Source organism: Streptomyces spongiae (genome assembly GCF_009377185.1).
GTDB classification, from domain to species: Bacteria; Actinomycetota; Actinomycetes; order Streptomycetales; family Streptomycetaceae; genus Streptomyces; species Streptomyces spongiae.
Genome location: NZ_VJZC01000042.1, coordinates 12,962 through 36,372, shown reverse-complemented (window position 1 = coordinate 36,372; position 23,411 = coordinate 12,962). Strand labels below are relative to the sequence as shown.

The window sequence follows — 23,411 nt, the reverse complement described above, 5'->3', positions numbered from 1 at the left end:
GTCCCGCCCCGGTCGTGATCCGCCGGACAGCTCCTACGGCGCGAACGCCACCGGCAGCGTGTCCAGCCGCGACTCCCAGGTGGAAGCCGTCGAGGTCAACTCCTCGGCCGCCACGGCGAGATGGAGGCCCGGCAGCCGGTGCAGCAGCGCGTCCACCGCGCCCTCGATGATGGCCTGGCCGATGCCCTGGCCCGGGCACTCGTGAGGGCCGCCGCTGAAGGCGAGGTGGGACTGGTTGCCCTGGACGGACACGCCCGTGTCGGGGCGGATCTCCGGGTCCAGGTTGCCCGCGGTGAGCCCGAGCACCAGCAGGTCGCCCTCCCTGACGCCCGTGCCGCCGAGTTCGAGGTCCGCGGTGGCGAACCGGCCCGGCAGCACGGCCAGTGGAGGCGTGTTCCACATGACCTCCTCGACCACCGCCGACACGTTCAACTCGCCGCTGACGAGCCCGGCGAGCCGTGAGGTGTCGGTGAGGAGGAGCTGGAGCACCCGGGCGAGCAGGTTGCTGGTGGTGGTGTGCGCCGCGATCAGCACCAGGCGGAGGTGGCCCAGGACCTCGTCCTCGTCGAGGCCGGCGTGGTGCTCCAGGAGCCCGGTGGTGAAGTCGGAGCCGGGTTCCTGCCGTTTGCGCTCGGCGAGTTCACCGAGGATGCGCATGATGCGGTCGTTGTGCGCGAGTGCCTCGGCGCCGCCCTTGATGACGTGGGCGCAGGACTCGGCCAGGGTGCGGCCCTCGCTGGCGGCGAGCCCGAAGACACGGGTCAGCACCAGCATGGGCAGGTACTCGGCGAAGTCGGCGACCAGATCGGCGGTGCCCCGGTCCGCGAACGCGTCGATCTGCTTGTTCGCGAAGTACGTGACGTGCCGGCGGATGCCGCGGCTCGCGACGGCGTGGAGGTTGTCGGTGACCGCGAGGCGCAGCCTGCGGTGCGGCTCGCCGTCCTGGGACACGCAGTCGGGCCGCCAGCCCACCATCTGGATCAGCGGCGAGGCGGCCTCGATCCGGCCCTCCTTCCAGTCGCGCCAGATACGGGAGTCCCGGCTGAACTGGAGGGGGTTGTCGAGCACCCGTCGGCACTCGCGGTAGCCGAGCACCAGCCAGGCGGGAACGTCCCCTTCCAGCAGGACCGGGGCGACGGCGCCGTACTCCTCGCGCAGCCGGGCGTAGATGCCGTGCGGGTCGACCGACGCGTCGGGGCCGTACAGCCGGGTGACGTCACCATGGGCGAGGTCACCGTGGGCGACAGGGCACCCCCGCGCGGCCCCTGGATCGCTCGGATCGTTTAAGGGGTGTTCGGGAGTCGGAGGCTGGTCGTTCATCGGGGCTCCAGGGCGACGGCAGAGCGATCCTTGAGATGGTGGATCAGGGCGATGAGCACGTCCCGGCTCGACGCGCGGTCGCGGGCGTCGAAGGCCACGACCGGGATGTGCTCGGAGATGTCGAGGGCGTCGCGGATCTCCTCGACCGGGTGCTCGGTGGAGTCGGGGAAGACGTTGAGCGCGATGACGAAGGGGACGTCCTGCCGCTCCATCTCCTCTATCGCCCGGAAGCTGGAGGCGAGCCGCCGCGTGTCCACGATGACGACCGCGCCGAGGGCGCCCTTGAACAGGCCGTTCCACAGGAACCAGAACCGCTCCTGGCCCGGCGTGCCGAACAGGTACAGCACCAGCTCGTCGTTGATGCCGATCTTGCCGAAGTCGAGGCTGACCGTGGTCTCCTGCTTGTCGGCCACGCCTATGAGGTGGTCGACGCCGGCACTGGCCTGGGTCAGGGTCGCCTCGGTGGTGAGCGGCTTGATGTCGCTGACCGAGCGGACCAGGGTGGTCTTCCCGGTGCCGAAGCCGCCGGCGATCATGATCTTCACGGACCGGGTGCCCCCGTCCGCCGCCCCGTCGGGGTGGTCAAAGCCTTTCAAGTCCACTGAGTACCTCCTCAAGGAGCGCGAGGTCGGGCCCGCGGTCGGCGTCGGACGCCGGGATGGGGTCACGGGCTTCGATCCGGTCCGCGTCGAGCAGGTCGGCGAGGAGCACCGCGAGAATGTTGAAGGGCAATCCGAGGTGGGCGCCGAGTTCCGCCACAGACAGCGGATCGCGGCAGCGCCGGAGGATCTCCTCGTGCTCGTGCTGCATGCCCGGAGCGGGGGCGGAGCGGGCGAGGATGAGGGTCGCCACGTCGAGGCTCGACGCCGAACCGCCGCCCGGTCCGCTACGGCCACCCGTGAGGACGTAGTAGCGCTCGAGACCGGAAGGGTCCGTTGGCCGGCGGGGAGCACTCATCCAGAGTGATCCTCCAGGCGCGGAGTGGTGCCGAGGAGGTCACCCATCCTGCGGGCCAGGTCCATCATCTGGTGGCCGAGGAGGCCCTGGTCGAGGCCCTCCCTGGCGAGCACTCCGAGGTACGTCTCGACACCCGCCCGCACCACGAAGAGATGGCCGCCGTCGACCTCGATCATCGCCAGACGGAGCTGCCCCGCGTACTTGGGGAACTGCTCGGCCACGGGCTGCGCGAGCGCCTGGAGGCCGGCGACCACGGCGGCGAAGCGGTCCACGTCGTCGGGGTCCTCGGCACCGAACGAGGTGATGGCCTTGCCGTCGCTGGAGGCGACGAGGGCGAAACGGATCTCCTGGATGCTCTCGACGAGGTCGCGGAGCGCCCAGCTCACGTCGGTTCCGTGTTGCGTCATGAGGACTGGTCGCTTTCTTCGGTGTGCTGCTCGGTGGACACGCGGGTGCCGGTCTGCTCGTTCGCGACGGCGGTGTCGCGCTCGACCGTCGCCCGGTCGGCCGTGGTGTCCGTCTCGCGCCCGGTGGTCGCGTGCTCCGTGGAGATCCCGCGTCCGGCCGTGGCGAAGGCGGCGAGGCCCCGGAAGGACGTGTCCGGCGGTACGGCGGAGGCCGCGGGTTCGGCGGAGGCGGCGGGTTCGGCGCGGTCCGCGGTCCTCGCGCGAGCGGTCGGCTCGCCGCGCCTGCTGCGGCGCCGGGGCAGGCCTCCGGGCGTGGTGTCCGGCTCCTCGCCGCCCTCCGTGCGCTCACCGCGTCCGGTGGGCGCGGTCGCGGCCGGTGCGGCCGCCGCGGGGCGGCCCGCGGTCGCGGCGGGCGCGGGCCGGTCGGCCGGGGTGGCGGTGGGTGCCGCGGGCAGCGGGGTGAAGTACTTGTGCGGGACCACGACGACCACCGAGGTGCCGAGCCAGGGCGAGTCCGCGAAGGTGACGCGGATGCCGTAGCGGCGGGCGAGGGCGCCGACGACGCGCAGACCGAGGTTGGCGTCCTCGGAGATGCCACCGAGGCCGGGTCCGGCATCCGTACCGGCGAGGGCGTGCTCGGCCTCGCGCTTCTTCTCCTCGCTCAGGCCCTTGCCGGCGTCCTGGATCTCGATGCCGACGCCGTTCGGGACCTCCTTGCCGGAGACGAGGACGGGTTCGGTGGGCGGCGAGTAGCGGGCCGCGTTGTCCAGCAGGTGGGCGAAGACCAGCGTGAGGTGGTCCACCAGACCGCCGTCGACGCCGAGGTCGGGCAGGTGGCGGACCTGGACGCGGTCGAAGTCCTTGATGCGGCCGATGCCGCCGCGGACCACGCTGAGCAGGCGCTGCGGCTCCTGCCACTGCCGTCCGGGCCGGTCGGAGCCGCCGAGGACACCGACGCTGGCGGCGAGACAGTCGGCGGGGCCGATCGCCTGGTCCAGCTCCATCAGGCCCCGGGCGACCGCGGGCAGCCGACCGTGCTCGCCCTGCAACTCGTGCAGCCGGTTGCGGAGTTTACTCGTGAGCACATGGATACGGTTGCCGATACTGACGACGGCTTGCTCGGCTGCGGTGGAGCGGTCGAACTCCTCCTCGACGGCGATGAGCGAGGTCCGCAGCACCTTGCGCAGCTCGGACCGCAGGTCGGCGCTCACCTCCGCGCACTGCGTGATGGTGGGCAGCACGTCGTCGATGGCCTCGCCCTCGCGCAGCCGCTTCAGCGCGTCGGGCAGCTGCTCGGCGGCGAGCTGGGCCACCGCGGCCTGCTGCTTGTCCAGCTGCTCCTGCCAGGCCTGGTTCCGCTCGGCGAGCCGGGCCTCGTACTCACGCGTCTGCTCCGAGTACCGCTCCTCGTGGGCGGCGCGCTCGGCGGTGAACGACTGCTCGAGGCCCGCCACATGCTGCTGCCACTGCTGGGCGTGCTCGGCCTGCGCACCACGGAAGGCGTCCGCGCTGCTTCTCAGTTGACGCTGCGAACGGATCAGCAGGCGTACACAGACGGCACAGGCGGCCGTCGCGGCTCCACCGGCGGCCACGGCCAGACCGGCCCAGCCGGGGGCCGCGGTCGCCGTGGCGACCGTCCCACCCCCTATGGCCAGTGGCAGCAGCCACCAGCTGTACCAGGCGACGGGCGGCCGTGCCGCCGGAGGCGGAGTGGCGAGTTCCATCTGCATCCTTCGAAGCAACACGATCGTACAAGGGGGCGAGCAAGGGGAGTCGCACTCATGAGTACGCACCGAGAGCCGACCCCATTGTGATCGCGTCAACTCACGGCGCCACAAGGGAGCTTATAGGGTCGGCGAGCGAAATGATCAACCGCTCCGCCGCCGACCCGTCAAGGATTCGTCACCCTCCGCCGGATTCCTCCATATCGACAAGTGCCTTTACTCACCTTCGCAGTTGTGTACGCGTCAGTTCTGTGGATGCGCACGCGCCAGCCGCTCCCGCCGTTCCGGGTCGGTCACCCCGAGCCCCGTCCGGGGTGCCAGGGCAAGGACGCCGACCTTGCCGAGGTGGGCGTTGTCCTGGACGAGCCGGGCGGCCTCCGCGGCCTCGGCGAGCGGGTAGGTGACGGTCAGCGCGGGCCGGAGATGGCCGATGTCCAACAGGCGCCCCACCGCGGCCTGTTCCCGCAGGTTGGCGCCGTGGCTGCCGATGACCCGCTTCAGCCGCATCCACAGGTAGCGGTTGTCGAACTCGTGCACATAACCCGAGCTGGATCCGCACGTCACCACGGTCCCGCCGCGCCGTACGACGAAGACGGAGGCCCCGAAGGTGGCGCGGCCGACGTGCTCGAAGACGATGTGCGGGTCCTCCCCCGTCTCGGCCCGGATGCGCCGGCCCAGCCGCTTGCCCACGGCGATCGGGTCGGCCGGGGCGTCACCGGCGAGTCCGACCTCCTCGCGGTTGATCACCACCTGGCAGCCGAGGCCGCGCACGTACTCGGCCTTCTCCTCGCTGCTGACGACGCCGACCGCGATCCCCCCGCCACCGCGCACGAGTTGCACCGCGTACGCGCCGAGTCCGCCCGCCGCGCCCCAGATCAGCACGACATCGCCCTGGGTCATCCGGGCGCCCCGGTCACTGACGAGCATGCGGTAGGCGGTGCCGGCGCACAGCGGGTTGGCGGCCGCCTCCTCCCAGGTCAGATGAGCGGGCTTGGGCAGGAGCTGGGTGGTACGCACCACGGCGTAGTGGGCGAGGCCCCCGTAGTTGGTCTCGAAGCCCCACGCCACCTGGCCGGCGTCCATCATGCCGTCGGCGTGCGTGGCCGGGTCCTCCTCGTCGACGGACACGGGACTGACGACGACGTGGTCACCGGCCCGCCACCTGCGCACCCCGGACCCGGTGCGCACGACCACCCCGGACGCGTCGGAGCCGACGACGTGGAACGGCTGGTCGTGCCGAGCCGCCCAACGGTCCTGCCGCGCGTAGTGCTTGAGGAAGGTGAAGGTCGGGATCGGCTCGAACATCGCCGACCAGACGGTGTTGTAGTTGATGCCGCTCGCCATGACGGCCACGAGTACTTCGTTGGGGGCGAGTTCGGGCATCGGCACCGGCCCGACGTGGATCGTCTTGCGGACGTCCTTGTCGGCGACTCCGGTGAAGCCGCCCACGTCCTCCTCCCGTAGGTGGGCGGCGGTATACCGGTCGGGCACGGGCAGCTGTTCCAGTTCGGCGCCGGTGACTCCGGCCACGACGGCCTCGGCGAGGGGGTCCATGCGTGTCCTCCTTGTCCTTCGGTCAGCTCAGGCCGAGGCCCTTGGCGAGCAACGGCCACGAAGCCCGGAACTCCTGCTGCCAGTACGGCCAGGCGTGCGCGCCGCCGCTGTAGAAGTGGGTGGTGGCGGGGACGCCGAGCGCGACCAGCCGCTGGGCGAACCGCTGCGACTGCTCCCACAACGTCCCTTCCAGCAGGGCCCCTTCGAGGTTGTCGGGGGCGCCGCCGGACTGCCCGCTGCCCTGGGAGAGGTACAGCCCGGTGCCCTTGAGCGCGGCGGCCAGGGCGTAGGGGTTGTGCCGCTCCCAGTTGGTGCGTTGGAGCACCGACGCTCCCCACAGGGTCAGCGGGATCAGCGACTCACGGGCGACGATCGCGCTCAGGACCAGGGGCATGCTGAGGGCCAGGGTGTCGAGGATGCCGCTGTACGAGGCGGCCGCCGTGAACAGACCTGGCCGCCGGGCGGCGAAGGCGAACGCGCCGTAGCCGCCGGTCGACACACCGGCGACGACCCGCCTGGTGCCCGCCCGGTAGGTGGTGCGCAGCAGCCCCATGACCTCGTCGACGTGGAACGTCTCGTAGTCCGGGGAGCCCAGCCCGTAGTTCCACCAGTCGGTGGGGATGCCGGTGGGCCCGGAGGCCGGCATCACGGCGATGACGTCCTTGTCGGCGAGGAAGGACTCGATGTCGGTCTCCCGCGTCCAGGACGTGTAGTCGTCGTGCGCGCCCTGGAGGAGGTGCAGGACGGGCCAGGTGCGGGTGGGCTGTGCCGCGTACCCGGTCGGGAGGATCACGCGGACGGGCAGGGAGGCGCCGACGGACGGTGACGCGACCGTGAGGTCGACGGTCCGGGCGCCCAGCCACCGTTCGCCGGTGATGCGGGCCTCGGCGCCGACCGCCGGGGTGGCCGCGACGGCCGGGGCGACGGTCGCGGCGGCCGCGGCGAGCAGGACGGTTCTGCGAGTGGGGCGGGGTACGGGCATGGGGCGGTCCTCGTCTCTCTCCGGGCTTTTCCGGGGCCCGTCGCGGTCAGGTGTCGCGCAGGTCCCGTCTCAGGAGCCGCGCCAGCGTGTCGACGACGGGTGGGTCGAGCAGGGCGAGGTGGTGGCCGGGCAGCGGGGCCACGGTGAGGTCGGCGCAGTGCGCGTCCCAGCCGAGTGCCATGTCGTCGCGCTCGTAGCGGGCGTCGCGGACGGTGTGCGGGGCCGGTTCGCTCGCCCGGTAGAGCAGGGCCCTGCCGTCGTACGGGCCCGGCCGGTGCCGCTCGCCGCTGCGCAGGTCCAGGTACGAGGTGCGCTGGTGTTCCAGTACGGACGGCGGCAGGTCGACGGTCTCGGCGAGGAGTTTGAGGACGAGGTCGATGCGCCCGGTGTCGTCCAGGGCGGCGAGTTCGTCGTACGGGAGGTCGAGCGGAGTTCCGTAGGTGCGCTCCACGTACGCGGCGAAGCCCTCGAAGTGGCGCCGCTCGACGTCGCCGGGCGTGAGGCCGGCCGGTAGCGGCAGGGGCAGTACCGAGTCGAGCAGGACGAGGGCGGACACGGTGCCGTGGGCGGCGAGCAACCGGGCGGCCTCCTGGGCCACGAGACCGCCGTAGGACCAACCGCCCACGATCCACGGGCCGTCGGGCTGCACCTCCCGGATGCGCCGGGTGAACTCCGCCGCCCTGCCGGGTACGTCGTCGGGGTCGGGCTGCCGGTCGAAGCCGTACACCGGCCGGTCTCCGCCGAGGCGTTCGGCGAGGCGGGCGTAGACATCCGCGTCGCCGCCCGCCGCGTGGCAGAGGAAGAGGGGGGTGCCGGGGCCCTGGGCCGGGAAGGCGCGCAGGGAGGCGGGCGCCTGGAGGAGGTCCGCCACCGCCCGCAGGGTGCCGCGCCGCAGCATCACCCCGGCTTCGAGCGTGACCCCGAACTCCCGCTCCACGGCGGACCGTATCCGCACGGCGGTCAGGGAGTCGAGGCCGAGGTCCGTGAGGGGCGTGTCCGGGTCGAGCCGGTCGGGGCCGAAGCCCATCACCTCGGCCACGCACCGCCGCAGCTGGTCCAGCGGGCCGGCTTCCACCGACGGCACGGCCTCTGCCGCAGAGGCGCCGGCCGGAGGGGCGTCGGCCGGGAGCGCGTCGGTCCGCTCCCCGAACCAGTGGCGGCGGTGCCGCCAGCGGGGTGACGGTACGTCCACGACCCGGCCGCCCAGCCGCTCGCGCAGTCCGGGCGCCGGTACGCCGTGGACGAGGAGTGTGGCGAGGGAGGTGCGGAAGGTGAGCGCGTCGTCGGTGTTCTTGCGGAGCGTGGGGACGACGAGCGCGTCCTCGGGGAGTGTGTCGTTGAGGGGGTGCAACTGCGTGGCGTGCGGAGCGACTTCGACGAAGACGCGGTGTCCGTCCTCGGCGGCGGCGCGCACGGCGTGCAGGAAGCGCACCGGACTGCGGAGGTTGGCGACCCAGTACGCGGTGTCGTACGGCGCCGGGTTCCGTGGGTCGTCCAGCACCGTCGAGTAGCGCGGGCAACCGGGCGCCGTGGCCCATATCTTCCCCAGAGCCCACGCGAACTCCCCCAGCAGCGGCTCGACTTCGGCCGAGTGACCGGCTCCGGAGACCTTCATGCGCCGGGCGAACCCGCCCTCGGCCGTCACCCGCGCGACCATCGCGGCCACGTCCTCGGCCGAGCCGGTGACGACGCTCTGCACCGGGGACGCGTGCACGGCCACGTCGAGGGTCGGCAAGTCCCCTGTCAGGGCGTGAATTTGATCGGCCGGACGGTCCACCACGGCCATGGCTCCGCCCGTCAGCCGGTCGAGGAGCCGGGAACGCACGGCGACGATCCGCGCCCCGGTGTCCTCGTCCAGCGCGCCGGACACGACGGCGGCGGCGATCTCGCCCAGGGAGTGCCCGATGACGGCGGCGGGCCGGAGGCCGTAGGAGCGCCACAGCTCGGCGAGGGCGACCTGCACGCCGTAGAGGACCGGCATGACGGTGGCGGGCGAGGACAGGTCGGCGTCCGGGGCGAGGCCCGCGGTGAGGGAGAGGTCCGCGTGGCGCCGCAAGAGGGGTTCCAGGCGGGCGACGGCGTCCGCGAACGCCGGTTCGGCGGCGAGGAGTCGGCGCCCCATGCCGGGCCACTGGGAGCCGTAGCCGGAGAAGACCCACACGGCGTCGCCGTGTCTTCCCTCACCGGTGACGAGGTGCGGGGAGGGTTCCCCGGCGGCGAGGCGTCGCAGGGCTTCGGTGGTCTCCGCGCGGTCGCGGGTGACGAGGGCGGCCCGGTGGCGTCCGCGAGAGGGGCGGCCGGCGAGGGTGTACGCCACGTCGGTGTCGCTCGTGCGCGGGAGCAACCGGTCGGCGAGTTCGCCCGCGTGGGAGCGGAGGCGGTCGGGTGTCGGGCCGTCGAGGAGGAGCAGTGCGGGGGCGACCGGGCCGGGCTGCCGTGACCGCCGTGCTCCCGGCCGGTGTTCGGTGAGCACGACGTGCGCGTTGGTGCCGCCGAAGCCGAACGACGAGACTCCGGCGGTCGCCGTGCCGCTGTATCGGGGCCACGGTTCGCGTGAGGTCACCACGCGCAGGCCGAGCGCGTCGAGGTCGGCGTGCGGTCCGGGGCGGGTGAAGTGCAACTGGGGCGGGATCTCGCCGTGGTGGAGGGCGAGGACGGTCTTGATGAGCCCGGCGATTCCGGCGGCGGCCTCCAGGTGGCCGAGGTTGGTCTTGGCGGACCCGAGGAGCAGGGGCTGGTCCAGGTCGCGCCCGCTGCCGAGCACCGCGCCGAGGGCGCCCGCCTCGATGGGGTCGCCGAGGGCGGTGCCGGTGCCGTGTGCCTCGACGTAGTCGACGATCGTGGGCTCGGGGTGCGCCTCGCTGAGGAGGGCGCGCTGGGCGTGGGCGTTGGGGGCGGTCAAGCCGTTGGAGCGGCCGTCGGAGTTGACGGCCGAGGAGCGGACGACGGCCAGCACACGGTCGCCGTCCCTTTCGGCGTCGGCGAGCCGTTTCAGGACGACGACGCCGCAACCCTCGCCCCGCACGATCCCGTCCGCGCGGACGTCGAACGCCTTGCACCGGCCGTCCGGAGCGAGCGCGCCCGTCTGCTGGAAGGCGAGCGTGACGGCCGGGGTGAGCAGGAGGTTCACCCCGGCGGCGAGCGCGGTGTCGCACTCCCCCGACCTCAGGGCCCCTGCCGCGTGGTGCACCGCGACCAGCGACGACGAGCAGGCCGTGTCCACGGCCATGCTCGGGCCGCGCAGGTCCAGGGCGTACGACAGCCGGCCCGCGGCGACGCTCAGGGCGCCGCCGGTGGCGGTCCAGGCGTCGGGGGCGGCGCTGGTGAGGTGGGCGTACTCGTTGCCGCTGATGCCGACGAAGACTCCGGTGCGTGTGCCTTCGACGCGTACCGCCGCGTGGTCGAGGGCCTCGCGGGTGACCTCCAGGAGCATGCGGTGCTGCGGGTCCATGGCGGCCGCCTCGTGCGCTCCGATGCCGAAGAACTCCGCGTCGAAGCCCGCGACGTCGTCGAGGAACCCGCCGTGTCGGGGGGCTTCGGCGGCGCCGGGGTAGGGGTCCCACCGCCCGCCCGGGACGGTCCCGACGGCGTCCCGGCCCTCGGTGAGGAGCCGCCAGTACGCGGCGGGCGAGTCGGCGCCACCGGGGAAGCGGCAGCCGAGGCCGATGACGGCGATGGGGGCGCCGGCGGCGGGGGCCTGTGGCGTGTCGGGGCCGGTTCGAGGCCGCTCGGCGGCGCCGGTCCGCGGCCGTTGCGCGGCGGCCGGGGACGCCTGCCCCATGGCTCCCGTCCCCGCCCGCGTCTCGCCCAGCCGCGTCGCCAACGCCTCGATCGTCCCCGCCTCCCACAGCAGCGTGCCGGGCAGGCGCTGTCCGGCGCGGTCTCCCAGCAGCGCGGCCAGGGTGACCGCGTCCCGCGAGGTGAGTCCGAGTTCCGTGAGGGGCCGGTCGTCGGCGATCTCGTGTGCGGCGAGCCCGTACCAGGCGCACAGCCGCTCGACGACCACACGACGGACCTCGTCGCGGGTCAGGGCCGTGGCGTTCACCGGGGACCGAACCCGCCGTCGAGGAAGCGGGCCCGGCTGGCGGCGCGCGCCACCTTCCCGCTGCTCGTCCGGGGTACCGCACCCGGTGGGACGAGCACGAGGGCGCCGAGGCGCAGCCCGTGGCGTGCCGACACGGCGCTCCGCACGGAGGCTTCGGCCTCCCGGCGTTCCCGCAGGGTCGGTGCGGTGTCCCGGCGGTGTTCCGCGACCACGACGAGTTCCTCACCCGCGTCGTCCGGGCGGGGCACGCCGAAGGCGGCGAGGCGGTCCCTGCGGACCATGGGGAGGACGGTCTGGACGGTCTCCTCGACGTCCTGCGGGTAGTGGTTGCGGCCGTCGACGACGAGCAGGTCCTTCAGGCGGCCGGTGACGAGGAGCCGCCCGTCGCGCAGGGCTCCGAGGTCTCCGGTGCTCAGCCAGCCCTCCGGGCCGCCGAAGGTGTCGTCCGCGTCGCGTTTCCAGTAGCCGAGCCCGATGTTCGGCCCGCGCAGCCGGATCTCGCCGACGTGTCCCTCGGGCAGTTCGCTCCCGTCGGGTCCGGTGATCCGTACCTCCTGCCCGACGGGCGCACCGCACGAGACGAGCACGGTCGCCGCGGGGTCCGAGGACTCCTCGACACGCCCGTTCGCCAGCGCGTCCGCGTCACAGGGCACGGTGGCCGGGGGCACGGTACGCGAGTCCGCCGTCACGAACACGGTGGCCTCGGCGAGGCCGTACGCCGGGCACTGGGCGACCGGGGCGAGTCCGGCCGGGCCGAAGGCGGTCTGGAAGCGTTCCATCGTGCCGGGCCGGACCGGCTCGCTGCCGTTGATCAGTACCCGTACGCGGTCGAGGGTCAACTCCTCGGCCAGCGCCGGATCGGTGCGGGCGACGCTGTAGTCGTACGCGAAGTTCGGGGCGGCGCTGATGGTGCCGTCGTACGAGCCGAGCAGGCGCAGCCAGCGGGATGGGTCCTCCAGGAATGCCACGGGGTCCATGAGGACGGACGGGAAGCCGCCGACGACGGGCGCGGCGATGCTCAGGACGAGGCCCATGTCGTGGTAGAGCGGCAGCCAGCCGACCGTCGTCGCGGCCTCGGGGTCGGCGACGAAGGCCTCGATGGCCTGGTGGGCGTTGGCGACGACGTTGGCGTGACTGATCATCACGCCGGCGGGGGTGCGGGTGGAGCCGGAGGTGTACTGGAGGTAGGCGATGTCGTCGGGGCCCGGGCTCCCGGCGGGGGTTCGGTCGGCGGGAGTTCGGTCGATGGGAAGTTCGTCGGCGGGGGTTCGGTCGACGGGAAGCCGGTCGACGGGGACGACGGGCGACTCGGGGAGGCCGTAGTCCCGTAGGAAGTCCCGCACCGAGTCCGCCGTCGCCGTGTCGGAGAGCAGGCAGGCGGGCTCGCAGTCGGCGAGGACGGCGGCCAGTCTGCCCTCGTGGCCCGGGAGTTGGGGACCGAAGAGAGGGACGGCGATCACGCGGGCGTACAGGCAGCCGAGGAAGGCCGCGACGTAGTCGAGGCCCTGGGGCAGCAGAAGGGCGGCGCGGTCGCCGGGGGACGCGCCCGCGGTCGCCAGTCGGTCGGCGACGGCACGGGCACGCGCGTCGAGGGCACGCCAGCCGAGGGTGCGGTGCGCTCCCGGCGAGTCGGGAGCAGGGAAGTCCACGTGGGTGAGGGCGCGTTGCTGCGGCCGGTGGCGGGCCCAGTGCCGCAGATGGTCCGTCAGTAAGGCCTGGGGGGCGGGCCGGGCGGAAGGCATGGCGGCTCCAACTGACAGGAACGGTCGAACCGTTGTGGGCGTGGGGAGTTTGTCGGGCGTGCGGAGCTGTCGGGCAGAGGAGTTGTCGGCGTAGGGAGTTGTCGGCGTAGGGAGCTGTCGGTCTTGGCGCGGTGCACCAGGTTCCGCCGTCGGGTGCCGGTCGGGTTAGACGACGTGCTGACAGTTCGTCTCGCCGGTTCTGTCAGCTCGGTGACAAAGACGGGTCCCGATTCGGTGCTCAGAGGCAGAGCCGCGGTGCCGTCCCGCCCCCGAGAATCCCTGCCACCACACCCGCGGCGAAGGGGTGAACAGTGGGACGTGCACGGTTGTTCGCGCTGCTGGCGCTGCTCACGCTGACCGGTTTCGTCACGACGCTCGACAACACGGTGATCAATGTGGCGCTGCCGACCGTGCAGCGTGAACTCGGCCTGTCGGTCACGGACCTGGAGTGGGTGGCGAGCAGTTACGTGCTGAGTTTCGGCGCGCTGCTGCTGCCCGCCGGGCGGCTGACCGATCTGCTCGGCCGCCGCTCGGTGGTGGCCACGGGGATCGTGGTCTTCACGGCCGCCTCGGCCGCGGCGGCGGTCGCGGACAGTGGGGGAACGCTCATCGCGGCGCGGACGGTGCAGGGTGTGGGCGCCGCACTTGTCATTCCGGCCTCGCTGGCCGTGGTGGCCGCGGATCTCCCGGCGCACCGGCGGTCCACGGCGGTGGGGCTGTGGACGGCGGCCCTCGCGGTGGCGCTGGCGCTCGGCCCGGTGGTCGGCGGGTACGTCACCCAACGGTGGTCGTGGGACTGGGTGTTCGCCCTGAACGTCCCTTTCGGCCTGCTGGCGTTGCTGCTGGTGCCCGCGATACCGGCCACGCCCGCCGGGGCGGTGGATGACGGATCTTCCCGGCCCGGGTCTGCCCGGCCGGTGGGTGACGGTGCCGCGGGGGCGACGGGTGGCGGATCTGCCGAGCCGGTGCGCGGCGGCCTCGACCTGCCCGGCGTGTGCTGGTCCGTCCTGTCGTTGTACCTCCTCACATACGGTCTGGTGCGCGGCGGCGAGCACGGGTTCACCGCCACGCCCGTTCGGCTCTGCCTGGGCGTCGCCGCCCTCGCGGCCTGCGTGTTCGTGGTCGTGGAGGCCAGGGCCGAGCGCCCGTTGGTCGACCTGCGGCTGCTGCGCGACCGGTTCCTCACCGGCGGGGTGCTCGCGCAGATGCTGTGGGGCATCGGCGTCAACGGCGTGTTCTTCTTCACCGCCCTCTACCTCCAGCGCGTCCTCGGCTTCTCACCCACCAAGGCGGGCCTCGCCTTCCTGCCGCTGGCCGGTGCGCTGCTGCTGTGCACCCCGCTCGCCGAACGCGCCGCGCGGACGCTGGGCGCCCATGTGTCGATCTCCGCGGGGCTGGGGCTGGTGGCGCTCGGGCTGCTGTACGTGTCGGGGACGGGCCCGCGCGCCGACTACTGGGCTGTGCAGCCGGGGCTGCTGCTGATCGGCGTGGGGTCGGCGCTGACCACTCCCCTGACGGTGCGTTCGCTCCTGCGGGTCCCTCAGGCCCGTACCGGGATGGCCACCGGCCTCCTCAGCGCCGCACGCGAGGTCTCGGGCGTCTTCGGCGTGGTCCTGGTCGGCGTGGTGCTCACCCGCCGCGAGCGCTCCGAGCTGCGCACCGGAGCGGATCCCCGCAGCGCCTTCCTGGAGGGCTACGACCTCGGTCTGCGGCTCGCGGCGTGCTGCGTCCTGGCCGGAGCGGTGATCACCCTGCTCACCCTGCACCGGCGGGGCCGGCATCGACGAGTGGTGGCGCGGGGCCGGCTGTCCGTCCTCAGCAAGTGACGGCCCGGGCCGGTCAGTCCGTGCGAGCCGGGCGACCGCGCCCGCAAGGGAAACCTTCGCACAAGGGAAGTGCATCGATACCCGCGGCGGCGGTACGGCAACCCGTGCGGTGCCAGTGGTCAACGACACGTATGGGACCGGGGAGAAAAAGGGAAGCCATAAACGCGCCGTGATCACGTCAACAAACAGGCCGTGATCACCCCTGAAGGGAGCCAGTGAACCGTCGTGACAACCACCGCGCCTCCTCCCATACCCAGGGCCGCGGGATCACTTCCGCTGCTGGGTCACGCGAAGCCCCTCATGCGCGACAACCTCGGCTTCATCGCCTCCCTGCGGGGCTATGGCCGTCTCGTCGAGATCCGTATCCCCAAGCCGATGATCGTCGTCAACGACCCCGCCCTGATCCGCACGATGCTGGTGGACCTCGGTCCGACGCTCGACAAGGGCCGCTTCTTCGAGAAGATGGGCCAGTTGCTGGGTGACAGTGTGGTCACCGCGGCCGGTACCGAACACGTCCGCAAACGGCGCCAGTTGCAGCCCGCCTTCAAACAGACCGAGATCACCGGGTACGTGGACCTGATGCGCGAGCAGGTCACACGGACCACCGCGGGCTGGCGGCCGGGCCAGGTGCTCGACGTGCGCGAGGTGATGGTCGAGCTGTCCCTCGACATGCTCGCCACGACGGTGTTCTCGTCCAGCATCGACAAGAGCGCCTTCGACCAGTTGCGCAGCGACCTGTCCGTGGTGATGAACGGTGTCGGCACCCGCATCATGCTGCCCGACTGGGCGGAACGGCTCCCGCTGCCCGCCAACCGGCGCTTCCTCGCCGCCCGGGACGCCGTGCGCGCCACGATCGGCGAGGCGGTGGACGCGCTGCGCGCCTCCGGCCGCGACACCGGAGACATGCTGTCCCTGCTGCTCCGGGCGACGGACGAGGAGACCGGTGAGTTACTGACCCCTCATCAGATCTGTTCCGAGATCCTGACGTTGGCGGTTGCCGGGACCGAGACCACGGCGTCGGTACTGTCCTGGGTGCTGTACGAGCTGGCGCGCAACCCGGAGGTGGACGAGCAGGTCCGCGCCGAGCTGGAGGAGGTCGTCGGCGAGCACCCGGTGACCTTCTCGGACCTCACCCGGCTCCCCTACCTGGGCCGGGTGATCACGGAAGCCCTGCGGCTGCACCACACCGGCTGGCTGGTCACCCGCCGGACCCTGCGACCGACCCGCCTCGGCGACTGGGACATCCCGGCCGGCACCGAGCTGGCGTACTGCCAGCACGCCCTGCACCGGGACCCGGCGCTCTTCCCGGACCCCCTGTCCTTCGACCCGGACCGCTGGCTCGACGGGAACCAACCGCCCCTCCCCGACGGGGCGTTCCTGCCCTTCGGCGCGGGCAAGCACAAGTGCATCGGAGACCGGTTCGCCCAGGCCGAGCTGACCACGGCGATCGCCACGATCGTGCGGGCCTGGCGTCTGGAGCTCGCGCCGGGCCAGACGGTCCGTCCCGTGGCACGCGCGACCGTACGGCCGAGCACGCTCCTGATGACGGCGAAGCTCAGGGAGTGAGCCGCAGCGTGAGCGAGTGCGGCCGGAAGCCCTCGCGTTCGTAGAACCGTATCCCGTCCAGGTTGTCCGAGTGGGCGGTCACCTCCGCCTGCTCGGCACCCTGCTCCCGCACCCATGCGAGGAACGCACGCACCAGCCGGGCCCCGACTCCCGAACCCCGGTGCCGCGGCCACACATACATGGCCATCAACGTGGCGGACCTGACGGGACGCATCGCCGAGGGTTCCGTCAGCGAGCCCGACAGATGGCCCACCACCTCACCGTCATGGACCGCCACCAACAGCAGCCGCGCCGGCTTCTCCAGGGCCGACGCGAACGCCTCCGCCCCGTACTCACGCGGCCAGTCGACGTTGATGCCCGGATCCCGTGGCCCGCCGTCCTCGGCGAACAGTCTGGAGCTGGAGACCACGAGCCCCGGTATGTCCTCGACCCGCGCGCGACGCACGGTCACTTCTCGATCACCCATGGCCGCAGGCTAACGGCCGCGTCTGACAGCGCGACTTCCTGGACAGTCGTCCATGTATAGTAGACACCCGTCCAAGAAGTGAACGAACATACGACGGAGTCCGCAGACGATGGAGATCCTGGCGAACGTGCTGGTCGCGCTGGTGGCCGCCCTGCACGGGTACATCCTGGTGATGGAGATGTTCCTGTGGCAGAAGAAGCCCGGGTTCGGGTTCCACGGGTTCGATCCGGAGATGGCGCGGCGGACCGCCGCGATGGCCGCCAACCAGGGGCTCTACAACGGCTTCCTCGCGGCCGGCCTGGTGTGGGGGCTGGTCGCCGGGGACCCGACCGGCTTCCGGGTCCAGGTCTTCTTCCTCAGCTGTGTGATCGTCGCGGGCGTGTACGGCGCCGCCACCGCCAACCGCCGCATCCTGGTCGCCCAGGCCCTCCCCGGCGCCCTCACCCTCGCCGCCGTCCTCGTCGCCCAGTGACTCCGGAGGACCCCCGGGCCGCCCGCACCCGGGCCAAGCTGCGGGAGGCCCTTCTCGACGAGTGCGCCCGGCACCCGCTGGCCGAGGTGAGCGTGGCCGCGCTGGTCCGCCGGGCGGGGGTGGGCCGGGCCACGTTCTACGTGCACTACGCCGACCTGGAGGCGCTGGCCGTGGACGCCTGTGCCGACTTCGTGCGCGAGGCCGTGGACGCCCTGCACGCGTGGCGGGGCCGCCCCGACCCGGTGCGGGCGCCGGCGGCCCTGCTGGAGTTCTTCGCCGGGCTCACCCCGCACGCCGACCTGTACCGCGCCCTGCTCACCCCGGGCGGCGGGGGCCCGCTCGGCCGTGTCCTGCACCGTGACCTGCGCGCCTACAGCCTCCGCGAGCGGGAACTCGCCGGTGCGGCGGACGCCCCGCTGGTCGCCTCCGCCGTGGCGGCGACCTTCGCCGGGGTCCTCGCGGACTGGCTGCACGGCCTCATCGACGGATCGTCGGACGACATCGCCCACCAGTCGTGGCAGTTGCTCGTCGCCCTGCACCGCAGCCGGTGAGCTGGCCGGGCGGGCCCGCGCGCGCTCAGAGGCAGCGGCTTTCCTCCCGCACAGCGGGCCATGCCTCGACGCCGTCGGCCGTGCGGACGTACGCCGTCGATGTGTCGTCGGTGAACCACAACTCCCAGTCGTCCAGGCGGTATCCGGTGTCCTTCGCCTCTTCGGGCATGGTCACGTCCCCGTCGTAGGGGGTCATGAGCATCTCGTCGGGCAGCACCCGCTCGGGATCGCGCGCGTACAGCTTGCCGTCCCCCTCCAAGTCCCGGCCCGTATGCAGGAAGTGGGCCTTCTGCCACTCGCAGTGGGCCGGACCCTCCGAGGTGACCACCTCGCTGATCGGTACGCGGTCGCCGTTCTCGTCGGTCCAGACCTCGTACCCCTGGGAGTCGGTGAAGCTCGCCGGGAGTTCGGCCGGGTCGCAGGAGGCGCTGGTCTCGGGGCCCCAACCCGGGGCGTTCTTCCGGTCCTTGGCGACGATCACGGCGACCTTGGTCCGGCCCTGGACGTCGTAGGAGAACAGGACCCGGTCCTCCTCCTCGCGCTCCACGCGGTAGCCGTCCTTCGGGACGTCCGGCTGCTCGATCTCGAAGTACGCCTCCAGCCCCTCCCGCGGCGTCCCGCCTCCGTCGCCCTCGCTCCATGCGCCGGGGCCACCACCGCCCGAGAACATCTCGCCGTCGCACTCCAGGGCGCGGCCCGCAGCACCCGACTCGGTCTTCATGGCCCGCAGGCTGTCCTCGTCGACCTCACGGTGCGGTACGTACAGCGGGCCGTCGTAGGGCGTGGCCGGGGGCGAGCCGGTGACCACGGCCTCCGCACTCGTACGGACACCGGTGCCGTCCTCCGTGCCGCAGCCCGCCACCACCGTCACGGCCACGGCCGCCACCACGACCGCCGCCGCCATGAGTTCCTTGCGCATGTCCGCCCCCCGTCCGCCGAACGCCGTCTCCCTCCTCCGACGGGGAAGAGAGCCCGAACGTTCGGCGGTTCGCGGGGCCGGACGTGGATCAGAACGTCAGGACGGGCTTGATGGCCTTTCCGCCGCTCATGTCCGCCACGGCCTGGTCGATGTCCTCGAAGGTGTAGCGGCTGATCAGGCGGTCCAGCGGCAGCTTGCCCTCCTTGACCAGCTGGACGAGGACCGGGATGGCGGTCTGGGTCTCGTTGTCACCCAGGGTGAGGCCGACGACGCGCTTGCCTCCGAGCATCCCGTTGACGTCCAGGGACACCTCGGTGCCGAAGGGCGGGGCGCCGACGATGACCAGGGTGCCGCGCAGGGCGAGCGAGTCGACGCCCTTGCGCAGCACGGCCACGCTGCCCGTGGTCTCCACGACGCCGTCGGCACCCTGACCGCCGGTGATCTCCATGATGGCCGCGGTGATGTCCGCGACCTCGTCCGCGTTCACGGTGTGGGTGGCGCCCAACTCCCGGGCGAGTTGGAGGCGTTCGCCGACCCTGTCGATGGCGATGACCGTGGTGGCGGGGGTCAGCGCCGCCGCCATCACCGCGGAGAGACCGACGGCTCCGGCGCCGAGGACGACCAGGGCGCTGCCCGCGCGCGGCTCCAGCACGTTCCAGACGGCGCCGACACCCGTCTGGACACCGCAGCCGAGCGGGGCGATGGAGTCGAGCGGTACGTCCGGGTCGACCTTCACGAGGCTGCGCTCGTCGACAAGCGCCCGGTCGGCGAAGGAGGACTGGCCGAAGAAGTGGCCGCCGAGCGGCTCGCCGCCGCGGCTGATGGTGCTGGTCCCGTCGGCGCGGCGGCCGGAGAGAAGGTTCAGCGGCAGCCAGGCGGCGCAGTAGGCGGGGTGTCCGTCACGGCAGTTGCGGCAGCCGCCGCAGGAGGTGAAGGACAACAGGACGTGGTCGCCGGGGGCTACGCCGGTGACGCCGGGACCGACGGCCTCGACGACTCCGGCTCCCTCGTGACCGAGGACGCCGGGGAGCGGGAAGGGCAGCCCGCCACTGGCCACACCGAGGTCGGTGTGGCACAGCCCGGCGGCGACCATGCGGACGAGGGCCTCGCCCTGCCCGGGCTCATCGAGGACGACCTCGGACAGGGTGAAGGGCGCTCCCCCGGACTCGACCACGGCGGCACGAGCGGTGGTGGACATGGTGTGGACTCCTTTTGCGGCGGCGTAAGCGGGGGTGCGCTCAGTCGAGCGAGACGACGACGGACTTGACCTTGGTGTAGGACTCGAGGGCCTCGGGGCCGTACTCGCGGCCGAAGCCGGAGGCCTTCACACCGCCGAAGGGCACGGCGGGGTCGAGCATCGCCCAGTCGTTGACCCAGACGATGCCCGCCTGGAGCCGGTCGGCGACACGGTGCGCGCGGGCGAGGTTGGTGGTCTGGATGCCCGAGGCCAGGCCGTAGGGCGTGGAGTTGGCCATCTCCACCGCCTCGTCCTCGGAGTCGAAGGGCTGCACGGTGAGGACGGGGCCGAAGATCTCCTCCTGCACGACCCGGGAGTCGTTCGCGAGATCGGCCAGGACCGTGGGCTTGTAGTAGAAGCCACCGTTCAGGTCGAGGCGCTCGCCGCCGCAGACCACGCGGGCGCCCTCCTTGCGGGCCAGCTCGACGTACTCCTCGACCTTCCTCAGGTGCTTCTCCCCCGCCATCGGTCCGACGACGGTCTCGGGCTGCCGGGGATCGCCGACGGGCACGCCGGGCACGGCCTCGGAGAGGATGCCCAGCACCGTCTCGTAGACGGGGCGGGACACGAGCAGGCGCGGGCCGCCCATGCAGAACTGGCCGGTGTTGAAGACGAAGCCCTTGATGATCGCGCCGATCGCCTTCTCGATGTCGGCGTCGTCGAAGACGATGTGCGCCGCGTTGCCGCCGAGCTCCATGGTGACCGACTTCAGGCCCTCGCCGGCGATGCTCGCGGCGTGCCGGCCGACCGCGGTGGAGCCGGTGAAGGCGATCTTGTCGACGCCGGGGTTGCGCAGGAGCGCCTCGCCCGCGACCGGTCCCGTACCGGTGACGACGTTGAAGACGCCGTCCGGGACACCGGCCTCCTTGAGCAGCCGGGCCATGTACAGGGCACTGAGCGGGGTCTCCTCGGCGGGCTTGTGCACGACCGTGTTGCCGGCCGCGAGCGCCGGGGCGATCTTGGAGCCGGCGAGGATCAGCGGGAAGTTGAACGGCGTGATCGCGGCGACCACACCGATGGGCCCGCGCCGGGTGTAGGCGAGGCCGTTCAGGGGGGTGTCACGGGTGGCGCCGTCCAGGGTCCAGGCGAGGGAGGCGTAGTACTCGTAGTCGTTGGCCGCGTTCGTGACGTCGACCGCGTGACACAGCGTGATCGGCTTGCCGACGTTCCGGCTCTCCAGGGCCGCGATCTCATCGGCGTTCTCCCGGATCAGCTCGGCGACGCGGTGCAGGACGCGCCCGCGCTCGCGTCCGCTCAGCCCGGACCAGGCGCCCTTGTCGAACGCGTCGCGTGCGGCCCGTACGGCGGCGTCGACATCGGCCGCGCCCGCCTCGGCGACGGTCGTGACCACCTGACCCGTGGACGGGTCGATCACGTCCGTGCGTGTCCCGTCAGCTGCCTCGAGCCACTGTCCACCGATGAACAGCCGCCCGGGCTCGCTCTCGAAGGTGGTCGTCATTGCCCACTCCTCAGACTTGATCCAGCCTTGATCGCTAAGTCTTCAACCAACAGGATTCCTGTTGGTTCGCAGTTTCATTACACACAGGTTTCCTGTCAATGCCTTACGCTGAACGCATGGTCGGCACCAAGGCACCACCCAACCTCCTCTACATGGTCAAGCAGGTCGAGCTCGTTGTCCGCTCGCATCTCGACGAACTGGTCAAGCCGGCCGGGATCACGGCCCTGCAGTACACCTCGCTCACCGTCCTGGAGCGGCACGACGGGCTGTCCGCCGCGCAGCTGGCGCGCGACTCGTTCGTCACCGCCCAGTCCATCGCGGATCTGGTGCGCAGCCTGGAGAACCGCGGACTGGTACGACGGGAGCGGAATCCCCGCAACCGGCGCGAGCTGCTGATCCTGCTGACCGAGGAGGGGCGCGAACTGCTCGCACGGTTCGAGGAGCCCGTCCGGGATCTTGAGGAACGCATGGTCAAGGGCCTCACCGCCCACCAGGCCGACCAGTTCCGCCAGGCCCTGTCCAAGGCATGGCAGGCTCTCTCCTAGCTCCGGCGTACGCCCGGTCGTAGATCGGGCACGCAACTTGCCGGACAGCTCACCCCGCAAATCGAAGACATATGTCAATCGAACATGCTCAAATTCACCCCATCGAGGGTAACTTGCAGGGCGAGGAACGGTTTTGCCATCACGGAGACCCCGGTGACATGTCTACGCTCGCTCGACGTCGTCACCCCGGCCCCCGGTGACTTGAGAACTCTGCCACGAGGGAGCCGGATGGAGGCCATGTCGGTGCATGACGATCCCGAGCCGCCCCTCAGGCATCTGCGCGTCCACAGGGAGCACGGGCACACGGTGCTGGAGTTCCACGGCGAGATCGACATCCTCGCCGCGGTGGAGATCATCCCGTACCTGGACTCGGCGACCGCGCGCCCCGAACCGCTGATCGTGATCGACCTGCGGCCCGTCGAGTTCTTCGACTGCTCCGGGCTGCGCCTGCTGTACCGCGCCCGGCGCCGGGTCCTCGCCCAGGGCGGGCGGCTGCACCTGCTGTGCACCCACGAGCTGACCCTGCGCGTCCTCAAGGCGACCGGCCTCACCCGTCTGCTGCCGCCCTCGGCGTCCCTGGAGGAGGCACTGGCCCGCCCGGAGGCCACGTCCGGGACCTTATGACCGGGGCCCCGCAGCCGCCTGCCGCGGCGCGAGGCCCCCTGCCCGCCCCCACCGTCCGCTAGTCGCCCGCGGGTGCGTCGAACAGGGCGCTGACGGACTCACCGTTGTGAATACGACGCACGGCCTCGGCGAGCGCCGGGGCGATGGAGAGCACCCGTAGCTTCTCGGTACGCTCCTCGGCACGGATCGGCACGGTGTTGGTGCACACGATCTCCAGGACGTCCGGCTGTTCCCCGATCCGCTTCAGGGCGCCGGCCGCGAACAGGCCGTGGGTGCAGGCCACCCGGATGGAACGCGGCCCCAACTCCCTGAGCCGCCCCAGGAGTTCGAGGACGGTACTGCCCTTGGCGATCTCGTCGTCGAGGATGATGACATCGCGCCCGGCGACCTCGCCGATCACCGAGTTGATGCTGACCCGGTCGTCCGCGTACCGCTGCTTGGCCCCCGCGGCGACCTGCGCGCCGATCATCCGGGCGAACGCCGCCGCCTCCTTGGCGTTGCCCAGGTCCGGCGAGACGACCGTGGTGCGCGACAGGTCGTACTGCCGGAAGTGCGCGGCCAGTTCGCGCAGCGCGTGCAGATGGTCGACGGGCACCGAGAAGAAGCCGTGCACCTGCGGCGAGTGCAGCGTCATGGCGAGCACGCGGCTCGCACCCGCCGCCACCATCAGGTCGGCGACGAGCCGGCCGCCTATGGAGATCCGCGGCGCGTCCTTCTTGTCGGACCGGGCGTAGGAGTAGTGCGGCATCACCACGTTGATGCGCCCCGCGGACGCGCCCCGCGCGGCGTCGCACATCAGCAGCAACTCGACCAGATGCTCCTGCACGGGGGCCACGAGCGGCTGCACCAGGAACACGTCCCGCTCCCGGCAGTTGGCCTGGAGCTGGACCTCCAGACAGTCGTTGGCGAACCGGCTGACCCGGGTCGGCCGAAGCGGCACGCCCAGATGCGTGCAGACCTCCTCCGCCAGCTCGGGATGGGCACTACCGCTGAACACGGCGATGTCACGCACGAT

At 72.0% G+C, this 23,411-nt stretch carries 20 protein-coding genes; 6 read left to right on the top strand and 14 right to left on the bottom strand.

Features of this window, described 5'->3' with window-relative positions; translation table 11 throughout:
* Positions 1–33 precede the first annotated feature (33 nt).
* From FNH08_RS09470 to FNH08_RS09430, 9 genes are all read right to left on the bottom strand, one after another.
* Complete coding sequence (locus FNH08_RS09470; RefSeq protein WP_152770941.1) at positions 34–1,320, bottom strand: cytochrome P450; 1,287 nt, start codon at positions 1,318–1,320, stop codon at positions 34–36.
* Positions 1,317–1,922, bottom strand: a complete 606-nt coding sequence (locus FNH08_RS09465; RefSeq protein WP_322724094.1) for a GTP-binding protein — start codon at positions 1,920–1,922, stop codon at positions 1,317–1,319. The genes FNH08_RS09470 and FNH08_RS09465 overlap by 4 nt, the downstream gene beginning before the upstream one ends.
* Complete coding sequence (locus FNH08_RS09460; RefSeq protein ID WP_152770939.1) at positions 1,903–2,277, bottom strand: DUF742 domain-containing protein; 375 nt, start codon at positions 2,275–2,277, stop codon at positions 1,903–1,905. The genes FNH08_RS09465 and FNH08_RS09460 overlap by 20 nt, the downstream gene beginning before the upstream one ends.
* Positions 2,274–2,684: a roadblock/LC7 domain-containing protein gene (locus tag FNH08_RS09455; RefSeq protein ID WP_152770938.1), complete on the bottom strand. Its 411-nt coding sequence runs from the start codon at positions 2,682–2,684 to the stop codon at positions 2,274–2,276. Before FNH08_RS09455 ends, FNH08_RS09460 begins: the two co-directional genes overlap by 4 nt.
* Complete coding sequence (locus FNH08_RS09450) at positions 2,681–4,408, bottom strand: sensor histidine kinase (protein ID WP_152770937.1); 1,728 nt, start codon at positions 4,406–4,408, stop codon at positions 2,681–2,683. The genes FNH08_RS09455 and FNH08_RS09450 overlap by 4 nt, the downstream gene beginning before the upstream one ends.
* 243 nt (positions 4,409–4,651) lie before the next feature.
* A complete protein-coding gene (ccrA, locus tag FNH08_RS09445) occupies positions 4,652–5,962 on the bottom strand; it encodes a crotonyl-CoA carboxylase/reductase (RefSeq protein ID WP_152770936.1) in 1,311 nt (436 codons plus the stop codon).
* Between the two features lie 22 nt (positions 5,963–5,984).
* On the bottom strand, positions 5,985–6,944 hold the full coding sequence (locus FNH08_RS09440) for an alpha/beta hydrolase (protein ID WP_152770935.1): 960 nt from the start codon (positions 6,942–6,944) through the stop codon (positions 5,985–5,987).
* A 46-nt stretch (positions 6,945–6,990) separates the two neighbouring features.
* On the bottom strand, positions 6,991–10,989 hold the full coding sequence (locus FNH08_RS09435; RefSeq protein ID WP_322724092.1) for a type I polyketide synthase: 3,999 nt from the start codon (positions 10,987–10,989) through the stop codon (positions 6,991–6,993).
* On the bottom strand, positions 10,986–12,731 hold the full coding sequence (locus FNH08_RS09430; RefSeq protein WP_152770934.1) for a fatty acyl-AMP ligase: 1,746 nt from the start codon (positions 12,729–12,731) through the stop codon (positions 10,986–10,988). Before FNH08_RS09430 ends, FNH08_RS09435 begins: the two co-directional genes overlap by 4 nt.
* Positions 12,732–13,042: 311 nt before the next feature.
* On the opposite strand from FNH08_RS09430, the gene FNH08_RS09425 reads away from it, so the two are divergent.
* Together FNH08_RS09425 and FNH08_RS09420 are read left to right on the top strand one after the other, a co-directional pair.
* Positions 13,043–14,557 (top strand): MFS transporter, encoded by a 1,515-nt coding sequence (locus tag FNH08_RS09425; RefSeq protein ID WP_322724090.1) that lies wholly within the window; start codon positions 13,043–13,045, stop codon positions 14,555–14,557.
* A 225-nt stretch (positions 14,558–14,782) separates the two neighbouring features.
* Positions 14,783–16,123, top strand: a complete 1,341-nt coding sequence (locus FNH08_RS09420) for a cytochrome P450 (RefSeq protein WP_322724089.1) — start codon at positions 14,783–14,785, stop codon at positions 16,121–16,123.
* Here the strand turns inward: FNH08_RS09420 and FNH08_RS09415 are convergent.
* Positions 16,113–16,589, bottom strand: coding sequence for a GNAT family N-acetyltransferase (locus tag FNH08_RS09415; protein WP_152770932.1), 477 nt, complete (start codon positions 16,587–16,589; stop codon positions 16,113–16,115). The two genes, FNH08_RS09420 and FNH08_RS09415, sit on opposite strands and share 11 nt — an antisense overlap.
* A gap of 109 nt (positions 16,590–16,698) precedes the next feature.
* Here FNH08_RS09415 and FNH08_RS09410 point away from each other — a divergent pair, with 109 nt between their 5' ends.
* Together FNH08_RS09410 and FNH08_RS09405 are read left to right on the top strand one after the other, a co-directional pair.
* Positions 16,699–17,061: a DUF1304 domain-containing protein gene (locus tag FNH08_RS09410; protein ID WP_152770931.1), complete on the top strand. Its 363-nt coding sequence runs from the start codon at positions 16,699–16,701 to the stop codon at positions 17,059–17,061.
* A complete protein-coding gene (locus FNH08_RS09405; protein ID WP_322724088.1) occupies positions 17,058–17,612 on the top strand; it encodes a TetR/AcrR family transcriptional regulator in 555 nt (184 codons plus the stop codon). Before FNH08_RS09410 ends, FNH08_RS09405 begins: the two co-directional genes overlap by 4 nt.
* 25 nt (positions 17,613–17,637) lie before the next feature.
* Here FNH08_RS09405 and FNH08_RS09400 read toward each other — a convergent pair whose 3' ends face one another.
* The 3 genes from FNH08_RS09400 to FNH08_RS09390 form a co-directional block, all read right to left on the bottom strand.
* Complete coding sequence (locus FNH08_RS09400; protein WP_152770930.1) at positions 17,638–18,531, bottom strand: hypothetical protein; 894 nt, start codon at positions 18,529–18,531, stop codon at positions 17,638–17,640.
* 88 nt (positions 18,532–18,619) lie between these two features.
* The gene (locus FNH08_RS09395) at positions 18,620–19,729 is read right to left on the bottom strand and encodes an NAD(P)-dependent alcohol dehydrogenase (protein WP_152770929.1); all 1,110 of its coding nucleotides are present in this window, start codon (positions 19,727–19,729) and stop codon (positions 18,620–18,622) included.
* 40 nt (positions 19,730–19,769) lie between these two features.
* The gene (locus tag FNH08_RS09390) at positions 19,770–21,227 is read right to left on the bottom strand and encodes an aldehyde dehydrogenase family protein (RefSeq protein ID WP_152770928.1); all 1,458 of its coding nucleotides are present in this window, start codon (positions 21,225–21,227) and stop codon (positions 19,770–19,772) included.
* 116 nt (positions 21,228–21,343) lie between these two features.
* Between FNH08_RS09390 and FNH08_RS09385 the strand changes: the two genes are divergently transcribed.
* Together FNH08_RS09385 and FNH08_RS09380 are read left to right on the top strand one after the other, a co-directional pair.
* Complete coding sequence (locus tag FNH08_RS09385) at positions 21,344–21,772, top strand: MarR family winged helix-turn-helix transcriptional regulator (RefSeq protein ID WP_152770927.1); 429 nt, start codon at positions 21,344–21,346, stop codon at positions 21,770–21,772.
* 237 nt (positions 21,773–22,009) lie between these two features.
* The gene (locus tag FNH08_RS09380) at positions 22,010–22,396 is read left to right on the top strand and encodes an anti-sigma factor antagonist (RefSeq protein ID WP_228034006.1); all 387 of its coding nucleotides are present in this window, start codon (positions 22,010–22,012) and stop codon (positions 22,394–22,396) included.
* Between the two features lie 58 nt (positions 22,397–22,454).
* Here the strand turns inward: FNH08_RS09380 and FNH08_RS09375 are convergent, their stop codons facing one another.
* The gene (locus tag FNH08_RS09375) at positions 22,455–23,408 is read right to left on the bottom strand and encodes a ribose-phosphate diphosphokinase (RefSeq protein WP_322724085.1); all 954 of its coding nucleotides are present in this window, start codon (positions 23,406–23,408) and stop codon (positions 22,455–22,457) included.
* Between the last annotated feature and the right edge of the window lie 3 nt (positions 23,409–23,411).